Source organism: Amycolatopsis sp. NPDC059027 (assembly GCF_042739735.1).
Lineage (GTDB): Bacteria > Actinomycetota > Actinomycetes > Mycobacteriales > Pseudonocardiaceae > Amycolatopsis.
In genome coordinates this window covers 1-12,942 of record NZ_JBHYIK010000066.1, presented here as the reverse complement: position 1 = coordinate 12,942, position 12,942 = coordinate 1, and the positions used below count along the sequence as shown (strand labels likewise).

Annotated in this window: 15 protein-coding genes; 4 read left to right on the top strand and 11 right to left on the bottom strand. The window is 70.3% G+C overall.

What is annotated here, in order from left to right; all coding sequences use genetic code 11:
- Nucleotides 1–5: 5 nt before the first annotated feature.
- From ACFWY9_RS34795 to ACFWY9_RS34760, 8 genes are all read right to left on the bottom strand, one after another.
- Nucleotides 6–227, bottom strand: coding sequence for an acyl-CoA carboxylase epsilon subunit (locus ACFWY9_RS34795; protein ID WP_378331516.1), 222 nt, complete (start codon nucleotides 225–227; stop codon nucleotides 6–8).
- Nucleotides 228–234: 7 nt separating this feature from the next.
- The gene (locus ACFWY9_RS34790; RefSeq protein ID WP_378331517.1) at nucleotides 235–1,872 is read right to left on the bottom strand and encodes an acyl-CoA carboxylase subunit beta; all 1,638 of its coding nucleotides are present in this window, start codon (nucleotides 1,870–1,872) and stop codon (nucleotides 235–237) included.
- Nucleotides 1,873–1,990: 118 nt separating this feature from the next.
- Entirely contained in the window at nucleotides 1,991–2,662 is a 672-nt protein-coding gene (locus ACFWY9_RS34785; protein ID WP_378331518.1) for a response regulator, read from the bottom strand.
- The gene (locus ACFWY9_RS34780) at nucleotides 2,659–3,786 is read right to left on the bottom strand and encodes a sensor histidine kinase (protein WP_378331519.1); all 1,128 of its coding nucleotides are present in this window, start codon (nucleotides 3,784–3,786) and stop codon (nucleotides 2,659–2,661) included. The genes ACFWY9_RS34785 and ACFWY9_RS34780 overlap by 4 nt, the downstream gene beginning before the upstream one ends.
- A gap of 78 nt (nucleotides 3,787–3,864) precedes the next feature.
- Nucleotides 3,865–4,164 carry a DUF397 domain-containing protein gene (locus ACFWY9_RS34775; RefSeq protein WP_378331520.1) on the bottom strand — a complete coding sequence of 100 codons (300 nt, stop codon included), beginning with the start codon at nucleotides 4,162–4,164 and terminating at the stop codon, nucleotides 3,865–3,867.
- Nucleotides 4,152–4,937: a Scr1 family TA system antitoxin-like transcriptional regulator gene (locus tag ACFWY9_RS34770; protein ID WP_378331521.1), complete on the bottom strand. Its 786-nt coding sequence runs from the start codon at nucleotides 4,935–4,937 to the stop codon at nucleotides 4,152–4,154. Before ACFWY9_RS34770 ends, ACFWY9_RS34775 begins: the two co-directional genes overlap by 13 nt.
- Nucleotides 4,938–5,092: 155 nt before the next feature.
- Complete coding sequence (locus ACFWY9_RS34765; RefSeq protein WP_378331522.1) at nucleotides 5,093–6,022, bottom strand: SRPBCC family protein; 930 nt, start codon at nucleotides 6,020–6,022, stop codon at nucleotides 5,093–5,095.
- Between the two features lie 56 nt (nucleotides 6,023–6,078).
- Nucleotides 6,079–6,495, bottom strand: coding sequence for a MarR family winged helix-turn-helix transcriptional regulator (locus ACFWY9_RS34760; protein ID WP_378331523.1), 417 nt, complete (start codon nucleotides 6,493–6,495; stop codon nucleotides 6,079–6,081).
- Between the two features lie 87 nt (nucleotides 6,496–6,582).
- On the opposite strand from ACFWY9_RS34760, the gene ACFWY9_RS34755 reads away from it, so the two are divergent.
- Nucleotides 6,583–7,149 carry a flavodoxin family protein gene (locus ACFWY9_RS34755; protein WP_378340863.1) on the top strand — a complete coding sequence of 189 codons (567 nt, stop codon included), beginning with the start codon at nucleotides 6,583–6,585 and terminating at the stop codon, nucleotides 7,147–7,149.
- A gap of 127 nt (nucleotides 7,150–7,276) precedes the next feature.
- Here ACFWY9_RS34755 and ACFWY9_RS34750 read toward each other — a convergent pair whose 3' ends face one another.
- Nucleotides 7,277–9,001, bottom strand: coding sequence for an FtsX-like permease family protein (locus ACFWY9_RS34750; protein WP_378331525.1), 1,725 nt, complete (start codon nucleotides 8,999–9,001; stop codon nucleotides 7,277–7,279).
- A 209-nt stretch (nucleotides 9,002–9,210) separates the two neighbouring features.
- On the opposite strand from ACFWY9_RS34750, the gene ACFWY9_RS34745 reads away from it, so the two are divergent.
- A complete protein-coding gene (locus ACFWY9_RS34745; protein ID WP_378331526.1) occupies nucleotides 9,211–9,393 on the top strand; it encodes a hypothetical protein in 183 nt (60 codons plus the stop codon).
- A 427-nt stretch (nucleotides 9,394–9,820) separates the two neighbouring features.
- Here the strand turns inward: ACFWY9_RS34745 and ACFWY9_RS34740 are convergent, their stop codons facing one another.
- Nucleotides 9,821–10,579, bottom strand: a complete 759-nt coding sequence (locus ACFWY9_RS34740) for an ABC transporter ATP-binding protein (protein ID WP_378331527.1) — start codon at nucleotides 10,577–10,579, stop codon at nucleotides 9,821–9,823.
- Between the two features lie 11 nt (nucleotides 10,580–10,590).
- Nucleotides 10,591–10,899: a hypothetical protein gene (locus ACFWY9_RS34735; RefSeq protein WP_378331528.1), complete on the bottom strand. Its 309-nt coding sequence runs from the start codon at nucleotides 10,897–10,899 to the stop codon at nucleotides 10,591–10,593.
- A gap of 129 nt (nucleotides 10,900–11,028) precedes the next feature.
- Between ACFWY9_RS34735 and ACFWY9_RS34730 the strand changes: the two genes are divergently transcribed.
- Together ACFWY9_RS34730 and ACFWY9_RS34725 are read left to right on the top strand one after the other, a co-directional pair.
- Complete coding sequence (locus ACFWY9_RS34730; protein ID WP_378340862.1) at nucleotides 11,029–12,171, top strand: sensor histidine kinase; 1,143 nt, start codon at nucleotides 11,029–11,031, stop codon at nucleotides 12,169–12,171.
- A complete protein-coding gene (locus tag ACFWY9_RS34725; protein ID WP_378340861.1) occupies nucleotides 12,162–12,824 on the top strand; it encodes a response regulator in 663 nt (220 codons plus the stop codon). Before ACFWY9_RS34730 ends, ACFWY9_RS34725 begins: the two co-directional genes overlap by 10 nt.
- Nucleotides 12,825–12,942: the final 118 nt, after the last annotated feature.

Here is a 12,942-nt window from a genome sequence, read left to right as displayed (position 1 = left end):
GGGGATCAGCGAGGGAAGGCGGAGGCGCGCCAGGCGCCTTCCCCCGGATGCAGCGGACGCCGCAGCGCCGACGCCCGGTCCGCCCACCACGACGTACGGCGGGCGGCGGGTGGCGGGGCAGGGGAAGCGGCGACCGCGGCGACGACGGCGGTCAGCGCGGCGACTTCGGCGTCGCTCGGGTTGCCGCGGACGATCCGCAGCAGCGGACGTTCGGGAGTTTCGCTCATCACGACCTCACAGCGGGATGTTGCCGTGCTTCTTCGGCGGCAGGGTTTCGCGCTTCTCCCGCAGCAGCGACAGCGCCCGCGCGACGTGACCGCGGGTGTGCGCGGGCACGATCACCGAGTCGACGTAGCCGCGTTCGGCCGCCGCGTACGGGTTGAGCAGCGTGTCCTCGTACTCCTGGATCAGCTCGGCGCGCAGCGCGTCGACGTCGCGGCCTTCGGCGGCCGCGGCGGCCAAAGTCTTGCGGTGCACGATGTTCGCCGCGCCCTGCGCGCCCATGACCGCGACCTGCGCGGTGGGCCAGGCGAGGTTGACGTCGGCGCCGAGGTGCTTGGAGCCCATGACGTCGTAGGCGCCGCCGTACGCCTTGCGCGTGATGACCGTGACCAGCGGGACGGTCGCCTCCGCGTAGGCGTAGATCAGCTTCGCGCCACGCCGGATGATGCCGTTCCACTCCTGGTCGGTGCCCGGCAGGAAGCCGGGAACGTCCACAAAGGTCAGTACCGGGATGTTGAACGCGTCGCAGGTGCGCACGAACCGCGCGGCCTTCTCCGACGCGTCGATGTCCAGGCAGCCCGCGAACTGCGTCGGCTGGTTCGCCACGACGCCGACGCTGTGGCCGTCCACCCTGCCGAAGCCGACGAGGATGTTCGGCGCGAACAGCTCGTGCACTTCGAGGAACTCGCCGTCGTCGAGCACGCGGGTGATGACCTCGTGCATGTCGTACGGGGTGTTCGGCGAGTCCGGGATGATCGTGTCCAGCTCGCGGTCGGTGTCCGTGGCCTCCTCGAAGAACCCTCCCGACGGCTCCGCGGCGTCGAACACCGGGGCATCGGAGAGATTGTTCGCGGGCAGGTACGACAGCAGTTCCTTGACGTAGGCGATCGCGTCCTCGTCGTCGGAGCCGAGATAGTGCGCGACACCGGACTTCGTGTTGTGCGTCCGGCCGCCGCCGAGTTCCTCGAACGTGACGTCCTCGCCGGTCACCGTCTTGACCACGTCCGGGCCGGTGATGAACATCTGCGAGGTCTCGTCGACCATCACGACGAAGTCGGTCAGCGCGGGGGAGTACACGTGCCCGCCCGCGTTCGCGCCCATGATCAGCGAGATCTGCGGGATCACGCCGGACGCCTTGACGTTGCGGTTGAAGATCTCGCCGTAGAGCCCGAGCGAGACGACGCCCTCCTGGATGCGCGCGCCGCCGCCCTCGTTGATGCCGATGATCGGGCGGCCGGTCTTGATCGCCAGGTCCATGACCTTGACGATCTTCTCGCCGTAGACCTCGCCGAGCGAGCCGCCGAACACCGTGACGTCCTGGCTGAACACGCACACGCCGCGCCCGTCGACCGTGCCGTAGCCCGTCACCACGCCGTCGCCGTACGGCCGGTTCTTCTCTTGGCCGAAGTTCGTCGAGCGGTGCCGGGCCAGTTCGTCCAGCTCGACGAACGAGTTCTCGTCGAGCAGCAGCTCGATCCGCTCGCGGGCGGTCTTCTTGCCCTTCGCGTGCTGTTTCTCCACCGCGCGGGCCCCGCCCGCGTGCACCGCCTCGTCGTACCGGCGGTACAGGTCGGCGAGCTTGCCGGCCGTGGTGTGGATGTCGGGTTCGTCCTCGGGCGGCGTCCCGAGCGGCTCCGTCGCACTGCTCATGACCCGGCAGCTTAGCTACTGATTGGTCACTTCGGCGGTGTGGCGTGGGCAACTTAACTGCGGGTGTTTTCCCGGTTCCGGGCCCGTGACAGGTGCTGATACCCAGGTCAGGAGCCGATCACCCCGGCTCCCGGCTCACCCGGACGAGACCGGATTCGTAGGCGGCGATGACGAGCTGGGCACGGTCGCGCGCGGCGAGCTTGTGCAGCAGCCGCCCGATATGGGTCTTCACCGTGGCGATCCCGAGGTGCAGGTGCGCGGCGATCTCGTCGTTGGACAGCCCGCGCGCGATCAGCGTCAGCACCTCCCGCTCCCGGGACGTGACGCCGTCGAGCCCCGGCGTGGCCGGGCCGCCGGGATCGGGCAGCCGGACGAACTCGGCGATCAGCTGCCGGGTGACCGACGGCGCGAGCAGCCCGTCGCCGTTCGCGACCACCTCGATCGCGGTGAGCAGTTCGGCGGGCGGGGTGTCCTTGAGCAGGAAGCCGCTCGCCCCGGCTCGCAGTGCCGAATAGACGTACGCGTCGAGGTTGAACGTCGTCAGGATGAGCACCCGCACGGCCGCGGTCTCCGGGGCGCCGCAGATGCGCCGGGTCGCCTCTATCCCGTCCATGCCCGGCATCCGGATGTCCATCAGGACGACGTCGGGCTTTTCGCGCCGGGCGAGCGCGACCGCCTCCGCGCCGTCCCCGGCTTCGCCGATGACGGTCAGCTTCGGCGAGCTGTCGACGAGGACCCGGAAACTGCCGCGCAGCAACGCCTGGTCGTCCACCACGAGCACGCGGGTCATCCGGACACCTCCGCGACGTCGTAGGGCAGCCGGGCGAACACGCGGAAACCCTTGTCCGGCAAGGGTTCCGCGCTGAACTCGCCGCCGTAGACCGCGACGCGTTCGCGCATCCCGATCAGCCCGTGCCCCGGCACGACCGGACCGTTCGCGGCGCCATCGTCCGTCACCTCGATGCTCACCTGTCCCTCGCCGCCGCGTACCAGCACCCGGCAGGTGCTCGCCCCGGCGTGTTTGACCACATTGGTCAGTGCCTCCTGGGCGATCCGGTACACCGATTGCCCTATCCCGCCGGGAAGTTCCGGCAGATCCTCGACGTCCAGTTCCACCGACGGCCCCGCTTGGCCCGCGCGTTCGACGAGCGCCCGCAGGTCGGCCAGGGTCGGGGCGGGCGCCAGCAACGCCTCGGGTTCGCCCGTTCCGCCACGCAGGACGCCGAGCATCCGCCGCAGTTCGGCCAGCGTCTCGCGGCTGGTGTCCTCGATGACGCGCAGGGCGTCGCGCGCCTCTTCGGGTTGGTCGAGAGCGACGTGGTTGCCGACCCCCGCCTTCACCGCGATGAGGCTCATCGAGTGCGCGACGACGTCGTGCATCTCGCGTGCGATCCGCAGCCGTTCCTCCGAAACCGCTTGGTGTGCATAGGTTTCCCGCAGCTGCGCGGCGTGTTCGCGGCGGGCGAGCACCGTGTAGCCGAGCGCGTAGGACACGCCCAGCGCGGAGATGCCGAGGGAGAGCGTCGCGGGCTGCGCGGGGGACGGAATGAGCACCGACACCAGGACGACCTCGATCCCGGCGACGACCAACGCTACCATTGATGTGCGCTGCGGCCCGTACGCGGCGAGGACGTAGAGCGCGCATCCGGTCGCGGCGAGCGGCACTCCCACGATCGGCCCGCCGATCGGCGCGCTCACCAGGATCATCACCAGCCCGGCCGCGAACGCGGGCATCGGCCACGACCAGCGGATCAGCAACGGGACGACGGACAGGCCCATGATCGCCCAGCCGAGCCACGGCGTCATCCAGCCCGGCAGCGGCCAGGCCCCCGCGGCGAGGTTCCCGCCCGCGCCGACGGCCAACAGCACGGCCGCCAGCGCATCGACGGCGCGACGGACAACCCGGGATCTCATGCCGACGAACCTAATCGCCGTCGTGGCTCCGCGCGTCCACCCGGCGAAGGTCATCCCCCGGGCGGACGCGCGCCGGGGTCAGTGGTTCCGGAGGACGCGGGTGAAGGCGTGCCAGGCGGCTGGAGGGACGGTGAGCATTCCGGAGTGGGGTGCCTTGGAGTCGCGCACGGCGGTGTACTGGTCGCTGGCGGCCACCTCGACGCAGTTTCCGTTGTTGGAGCCGCTGTGGGAGGACTTGTACCAGGCGAAGGCGACCTCGACGCAGTCTCCGTTGTTGGAGGTGCTGTAGGAGGATTTGCGCCAGGGGAGGGCGACCTCGACGCAGTCTCCGCCGTTGGAGCCGCTGTGGGAGGACTTACGCCAGATCAGGGGTGCCATTGGCTCGCGATCCTTTCGATCAGCTCGATGGACTGCCGGTTGGGCAGGGCATCGGCGCGGAAGTAGTCGAACTGCTCTCGCAGAAAGGCTACGTCCTCGGCGCGTTCCACTACCTCACCGCGCAGTTGGTTATCCACGTAGGCCACTTCGCGGCCGCCGTCGAAGGCGGCCACGACGAACGGCCCGGCGAACTTGGCGTAGCACGGGGAGTCCAGCGGCACGATCTGGACAGCGATCCGGGGCCGCCGGGCCATCGTCGCCAGATGCGTCAGTTGTTCGGGCATGACGCGCTCGTCGCCGACTCGGTGATGCAGGACGTATTCGGGCAGGAGCACCACCAGCATCGGCGGCACCTCGCTGTCCAGCACGCGCTGACGCTCCAGCCGTTCGGCGACATAGTCGTCGTTGTCCTGCACGGCCCTGGCGTACTCCTTGGTCTGCAACAGGCCAGGGATCACGGTGGGCTGGAAGGACAGCAAGGTGGTGGCGCGCTGCTCGACGCTTACCCAACGGTCCATCCATTCGTGGTCGACCTCGCGGGACACCAGCAGGTCGAGCATCCGGCTCAGATACCCGTTGGTGCCGAAGAGTTCCTCGCAGCGCACCAGGTCCGGGTGTTTCGGCACGCGGCGGCCGGTCTCCCACATCGCGACCAAGGACTGGGACAGGAACAGCTGCTTGGCGAACGCTTCCTGGCTCAGCCCGGTCGCGCCGCGGGCCAGCGCGAATTCGCGTCCCCAGATCTCCTGCGCTGTCGGGCGTCGATCGGCCATCGTCGGTGCGTCCTCACCCCGGGCATGAACGGATATGTCCCAGCACATAGTAGTCGCGCGTACCGCCACTGTAACCAAGGACACACTGTTCCCGGGCTTCGGGGGAAGGTCTCTGAAGGCCACCTTGAGGGACTTGAACGCCCTGAAGGTGGCCTTCAGAGACCTTGCTTCGCGTAGTGCTCGGTCAGGGCCTCCACTCGGTCCGCGGGCCAGGGTTCCGGCTCGACGCCGAACGTCGCGGCGAACAGGGCGGCCATCCGCTTGTGCCACGCGGCGAGCTCGGCCGCGAGCGCCGGATGGTCGCCGGGCACGGTCTGCGTCAGTTCGGCACGCACGCCGTCCAGCGCGTCGAAGACGATCTCCCAGCGCACCTTCCCGGCCGGATTTCCGTTGTCCAGCACGGAGAATTCCAGCGTGTGCGGCGCGTCGGCGACCGTCACCTCGCCAGGGGTGAGCCGTCCGTTGCCCGCCGACGCCGGTGCGGTGTCGCCCGGCTTCAACGCCTCAGGGGCCAGCAGCGCCCAGACCTCTTCGACCGGCTTCCACGCCAGATCACGCCGGAAGCGGATGACGCCGTCGACGACCTCGCCCTCGCCGAGGTGCCATTCCTCGACGTAGGCGGCCATCCGGTCGTGCCAGTTCGCAGGCTGCTCGGGGGTTGCGCCGATGAGCCGCGCGTCGAGCGCGTCCAGGCAGGTGTCCCAGCCCGCCGCGTTGCGCCCGGCCGCGAGCCGGGCAATCGCGGATTCGCCGCGGCCGAAGGTGTGCGTGAACTCCAGCAGGCAGCCGTCGCCGTCCGGGGTGAGCACCCACCGCAGCACGTCGGAGTTCCAGCTGAACGCGAACTCCCGGGGCGGATCGACGGTCAGCACCTCGCCGTCGGTGCTCTCGTCCTGGCCCTCGAAGGTGAACGTGATGACGCCGCCGGGCCGCAGGTCGCCGCTCACCGCGGCGGGGAACCAGTGGGCGAGTTCGGCCGGATCGGTGATGGTGTGCCACACCTTTTCCGGGCTGTGCGCGAGACGGCGTACGAACCGCAGCACGGGACGCTCGTCGACGGTTTCCAGTTGCGTGCTTCCGGACACGGCCGCCTCCCTCGTGGTTGCCTGTGTCGGTATATAACCACTGAGGAATATAGGCGTCAAGCGGAGCGGATCGCGGCCACCGCCGCGGCGAGTTCGGGGTCGCCCGCGGCCTTGGAGAGCGCGGCGCTCAGCACGGTGAGGTACGTCGGTTCGGCGTCCTCGTAACGCTTGCGGCCTTCCTCGGTGATCACCGAGTAGACGCCGCGGCGGTCGTCCTCGCAGATGTCGCGCACGGTCAGTTCGGCGTCTTCGAGCCGCGCCACCATGCGGCTGACCGAACTCTGGTTGAGGCCGATCGCCTCCGCGAGTTCCTGCATCCGCAGCCCGCTCTTGGGGGAGTCGGCGAGCCTGCGGAGTGCGCGGTACTCGGACAGGCCGAGGCCGTGCTTCCGGTGCAGCGCCTTGGTCAGCTCCTGCTCGACCCGCGCGTGCAGGGCGAGAACCCGGTCCCATGCCTGGGCGTCGGCGATCATTCCGCCTCCTCGACTCTTGACGCCGAGTATATGCAGTGACAGTCTCTGTGTGTACATGCATATACTTTCCCGTCGAACGGAGTCCCGATGTCCGATCGGAGCTACCTCTTCCTGCTCGGCGCCGCCCGTGCGGGTGGGAACACCGAGATCCTGGCCCGCCGGGCCGCGAAGGAACTGCCGAAGGCCGACGAGCAGCGCTGGATCCGATTACCCGAACTGCCGCTGGAGCCGTTCGAGGACCGGCGTCACGGGGTGGGCGAGCACGCCGTGCCCGAAGGCAACGAGCGGGTGCTGATGGACGCCACCTTCGCCGCGACCGACCTGGTGATCGCGTCGCCGGTCTACTGGTACAGCGTGTCCGCGAGCGTGAAGCTCTACCTCGACTACTGGTCCGGCTGGATGCGCCGGCCCGAAGCGGAGTTCAAGGCGCGGATGCGGGGCAAGACGCTGTGGGGCGTCACGGTTCTCAGCGAGGAGCGGGAGCAGGCGGACCCGTTCGTCGGCACGTTGCGCAAGACCGCGGACTACCTGTCGATGCACTGGGGTGGCGTGCTGATCGGCAACGGCAGCAGGCCGGGGGACATCCTGCTCGACACGCGAACGCTCGGCGAGGCCGAGACGTTCTTCGCCTCCGCGAATCTCGTCAGGGCCTAGCGGCGGGCAGGTCCGTGAATGCCACATTGAGAGACTCAGAGTCCCTCAATGTGGCATTCACGGACCAGGAATCCACAGGACACTCTGGGGGCGGTGCCGCCGCGCGCCTTCGGGAAGTTCGGAACTCTTACTGTCCGGGGAGTGTGACCGCTTCGATCGGGCTGCGGCGCATCGCCAGGCGTGCGGAGAGCGCGGTGACCGGCCACGCGATCAGGAAGACCGCGCCCACCACGCCGGGGAACACCCAGACCGGCCCGGACGGAACGATCTGCCCGGTCGTCACCGCCATGGGCAGCACGGTGAACAGCGAGATGATGGTGCCCAGTACCAGCCCGGCCACCGCGACGATGCCGCTCTCGACGAACAACATCCGCCGGACCTGACCGCGGTCCGCGCCCGCCAGGCGCTGCGCGCCGAACTCCCGGCGACGGGCCAGCACGGCCACCGCGAGGGTGTTCACCGCCGCGATCGCCGCGTAGGCGATGGCGAGCACGGCCAGCAGGTAGTTGATCATCGCCTCCACATCCGCGCGGGCCTGGAAGTTGTTCGCCAGCACCGAATCGTCGCCGACGGTGAGGCCCGGCCAGTCCTTCAGGCGGCCGGTCAGCGCGGAGACGACGTCGTTCGAGCCGGCCGCCTTCACCAGCACCTGCGCGGGCAGTCCGCTGGTGGTGTGCGGCGTGAGGAGGTCGGCAGGCAACACCATGCTCGCGTAACTCGACGGGCTGTCGAGCAGCGCGACGACGGTCACCGGAGCCCGCGCTCCGTCGCCGAGTCGCAGGGTGATCTTGTCGCCGACCTTGAGCGTCAGACGGTCCGCGACGTCCTGCGGCAGCGCGACGGTGTCGCCGGTCAAGTCCTTCAGCGAGCCCCGTGTCACGTCGGTGGCCAGCACCGTGCCGCCCTGGTCCTCGGCGGAGACGCCGAGCAGGCGCAGTGGGTCGCTGCCGTTGCCGTCGTAGGGCTGTTCGATCCAGCCGGAGCTGGTGACCAGCGGCGACGCCGTGCCGACGCCCGGTGTGCTGCGGATCCGTGCGAGCGCGTCCGGCGAGATCCCGCCGGTGGCCGTGCTGATCACCGCGTCCGCCTTCAACTGGCTGGTGTACGCCGCCACTTGAGCCTTCTGCGCCGTGGTCTCGGAGTAGACGTTGCCGAGCGCGACCGCGCTGGCGAGCGTGATCGGCGTGAGCACGGCGGCGAACATCACCGCGCGGGCGCGGGAGTTGATCACCGCGAGCGTGGCGTCGCGGCCCGCGATCCGCCGGATGAACGGGCCGAAGCGATCCGCGACGAACGCCATGATCTCCGGTCCGATCAAGGCCACCGCGATGGCGCCGGTGAGCACCGCCGGGCCGCCGATCGCCGCCGCCGTGTCGGCGGGCATGAACATCGTGGTGCCCGCGAGCAGCACGGTCGCCGCGGCGCAGACCACCGCACCGGTGCGGCGCAACGGGTGCACCCTCGCACTCGGGATCGCGGCCTCGGCCAGCGCCTGGATCGGCCGGGCCCGCGCCGCGGCCAGCGCGGCGAACCACGCGGCGGCGTAGACGATCGCGAGCGTGGCGAGGAGGCCCGCGGCGAACGCGATGACGTCCTGCTGGAAGAGCAGCTCGTCCGGCACGATCCCGAGCGACACACTGGTGTCGAAGATCTGGTTGCCGAGCAGGTAGCCGAGGACAACGCCGCCCAGCGCGGCGATCGCGCCGACGACCATGGTCTCGGCGAGCACCATCCGGTGCACCTGTTTCGGCGTCGCGCCGGTGGCCCGCAGCAGCGCGATCTCCTGCCGCCGCTGCCGCACGGTGAGGCTGATCGTCGCGGAGACGACCAGTGCCATGACCACCAGCACCATCCCGCCGAACACCGCGGCCAGGAGGATCAGGGGGGAGCCGGCTGCCGGCCACCCCGAGGAACTCGGCCGCGCCTCGGTCGTCGCCGGTCAGCACGCTGACGTCCGGCATCAGCCCGGAGATGCGCGCGGCGAGATCACCGGCGTCCACGCCTTCGGACGGGAACACGCCGACCAGGTCGACGCGGCCTGGATGCGGCGAAAATCGCTGGGTGTCGGCCGGGGAGAAGAAGAACGCGGTCCGCCGCACGTGCTCGGCGATCCCCGTGACGACGAAGGACCGCTTCTGCCCGCTCACCACGACGTCGACGGTCGCGCCCGCGCTGATCCCGTTCGCGTCCGCGGTGGCCGAGCCGACCACGACCTGGTCCGCGGCCGGTGCCTGGCCGCCCTGACGCAGGACGTAGCCGCCGAGCACGGCAGAGTCCCAGCTGTGTCCAGAAAGGACAGACGGGCCGGAGACCTGGGGCGTCCCGTCGCGCAGCAGGGTGGCCGGGAACGACACGTCCGCGACCACGCGTCGCACGCCCGGCACCGCGGCGATCCTGGCGGTCTGGTCCACGGGCAGCCCGGCCCGTTCGACGTACGGGACTACCTGCGACTCCTCGTCCGGCAGCTTGAAGGCCGCCGGACCGCCGACCACGACCGGGGCCGCCGCGAGCCGCTGCGGCTGCGCCCGCAGCACGAACGCGGTCTCGAACAGCCCGGCACACGCGATCAGCAGGCCGCAGCCGATCAGGATCGCGACGAACGACGCGAGCGACGCGGCCACGCGGTACCGCAGGCCGGCCAATGCCAGGCCGAACACCACCCGCCGCGGGTTCACCGCTGTCCCCGGGCGTGCTTGGCCTGGGCACCGAGTTGCGCCAGGGTGGCCGCGACGGCTTCGACATCCGGCGTCGCCATCCGCGTGACGATCCGGCCGTCTACCAGGAAGAGCACGGTGTCCGCGAACGACGCCGCCACGGGGTCGTGCGTGACCATCACGACGGTCTGGCCCGCGTTCACCAGCTCGCGCATCAGGTTCAGCACCTCGAGCGCGGTGTTCGTGTCCAGCGCGCCGGTCGGCTCGTCGGCGAACACCACCGCCGGGCGGGTGGCCAGCGCACGGGCGATCGCCACGCGCTGCTGCTGGCCGCCGGAAAGCTCACCGGGCCGATGGCCGACGCGCTGCGCCAGCCCGACCCTGGCGATCACCTGGTCCACCCACGCCCGGTCCGGCTCGCGGCCGGCCAGCAGCGTCGGCAGGGTGACGTTCTGCTCGACGTTCAGCGCGGGCATCAGGTTGAAGGACTGGAAAACGAACGCGACGTGCTGGCGGCGAAGCTCGGTCAGCTCGGTCTCGCTCTTGCCCGTCAGGTCGGTCCCCACCAGGGTGACCCGGCCCGCGCTCGGCTTGTCGAGCCCGGCCGCGCAGTGCAACAGCGTGCTCTTCCCGGATCCCGACGGGCCCATCACCGCCGTGAAGGTGCCGGGGAGGAAATCCGCGGAGACCCCGGAAAGCGCTTCCACCGCGCCCTCGCCGGAGCCGTAGGTCTTGCGCACCGAGTCCAGCTGGACCGGGCAATCGACGGACGTCATCGTGGACACGGTCATTCGCCCCGATCCGGCAGGCACCGGTCGATGCCGGTGAGCACGCCGGCGGCGAGCACCACCGGGATCGCGGTCCACAGCCACCACGGTTCGCGCAGGCCCCCGCCGAGAATGGCGATCATCAGCCAGACGATCACCTGGACCAGGGTCATCGCCGCGCCGGCGAGGACCACGACCTGCCGGGCGACGAGCAGCCGCCTGCGCGCCGGGTCGAGGTCGTGCCGGACGGGCCGGACGAGGTCGGTGACCAGCGTCCGGAAGGGGTGCGGGGCGGTCCCGCCGCGGGACGCGTCGTTGTCGTAGCTCATGGCGGCAACACTGGTCGTCGAGGGCGTCGGCGGCATCGGCGCCGGGTGGCCATCCGATCGACGAAAGTCGTAGCCGCCGCCCATCGATCGACGGATGCCCGAGCGACGGCACTGGCTAGTCTCGGGCAGGTGATCCAGAACGCGGAGGCCACCCACCCGGGGCCGGACTGGTTGGCGACAGGGCGCACGGTGACCTTGGTGCTGCTCTCGTTCGCTGGCGGACTGTCACTGCTCTACGGAGTGCTGGAGACCGGGCCCGGCGGTGTGGCGCGCGTGCTGGACGTCGCGGTGGGCGCACTCGCCAGCCTCGCGCTGGTCCTGCGTAACCGGGCACCCGTCGTCGTGGCCGTGACCCTGGCCGCTGTCGCCTCGGTCGTCGCCTCCGCCGGATTCGCCAACATGCTCGCGCTTTACGCGGTGGCTCGCCGTCGCCGGCTGCGGGTCGCGCTCGCCGTCGCCGCCATGAACGTCGTCTCCGGCTGTGTGTTCTGGCTGGTGTATTCGGGCAACAACTCCCTGGGCCTGACCATCGTGGTCAACGCGGCGATGGCGGCGGCGTTCAGCGCCTGGGGAGCCCTGCAGCAGGCGCAGCACAAGCTCGTCGACATCTACCGCGAACGGGCCGAACGGGCCGAGCAGGAGCAGGAGCTGCGTGCGGCCGAGGTCAGGTACGCCGAGCGGGCGCGGATCGCTCGTGAGATGCACGACGCGGTCGCGCACCGCATCTCCCTGGTCACCCTGCACGCCGGTGGGCTGACCGTGGCCAACGGCCTGTCCCAGGACGACGTACGAGCCGCGGGCGATCTCATCCGGTCGGCGGCGGTGCAGGCGCTGGAGGAGTTGCGCACCGCACTGGGCGTGCTGCGCGCCGACGAGGCCGTGTCACTCGAACAGCCGGGACTCGACCGGCTCGACGACCTCGTCGACGAAGCCCGCGCCGCAGGTCAACGGATCACGCTGACGGTGCACGGGGATCTGCGCGACGCGCCGCCCGGCATCGGCCGGGCGGCTTACCGGATCGTGCAGGAAGGACTGACCAACGCCCGTAAGCACGCCACGGGAGCCGAGGTCACGGTGCTGGTGAACCACGCCGACGATATGTTGCGGGTGCGCGTCGCCAACCGGGTGGTGGCCGACGCGCTGGACGTGCCAGGGTCACGTCGGGGGCTTCTCGGCCTGCGGGAACGGGCTGTTCTCGCGGGTGGGTGCCTCAGCCATGGTCGAACCGACGCAGGAGAGTTCGTGCTGAACGCGGAGCTGCCGTGGACGTGACACAAGTGCTGCTGGTCGATGACGACGCCATGGTGCGGACCGGGCTCCGCATGGTGCTGTCCGCCGACCCCGCCCTGCGTGTCGTCGCCGAGGCCACCAACGGCCGCCAGGCGGTGGCGATGGTGCGTGAGATGGCGCCCGATGTCGTCCTCATGGACCTGCAGATGCCGGTACTGGACGGGATCGCGGCCACCCGTGAGCTGCGGGCGAGCGGCTACTCGAACCCGGTGCTCGTCCTCACCACGTTCCAGCTCGACACCTACGTCGTGGAGGCGCTGCGGGCCGGCGCCAACGGCTACCTGCTCAAGGACACCGCCCCCGAAGAGATCATCCGGGGCGTGCACGTCGCCGCCGCGGGCGACTCCGTGTTCTCCGCGGCGATCACCAAGCGGCTCGTCGCCACGATCGGGCAAGCGGACTCCGCCGCGACCGCCGACGCACGCGACAGGCTCGCGCGGTTGACCGATCGGGAACGTGAGGTGGCGGAGGCGGTCGCCGCGGGCAGCTCGAACGCGGTGATCGCGGCCGACCTGCACATGAGCGAGGCCACGGTCAAGTCGCACGTCTCCCGCATCTTCGCCAAGACCGCCGCCGAGAACCGGGTCCAGATCGCCCTGCTCGTCTACCAGGTCGGTGCGAATCCCGGCCCATGACGGTGTACGGCTCCGGCGTCCGGGGCTCGCCGACCAGGAATCCACAAAGGACACTTCGGGGTGGGGCCGCTTTGTCGCGAACGCTCCGTTGCCGACGTTCAGCGTCTCGAACGGAGCG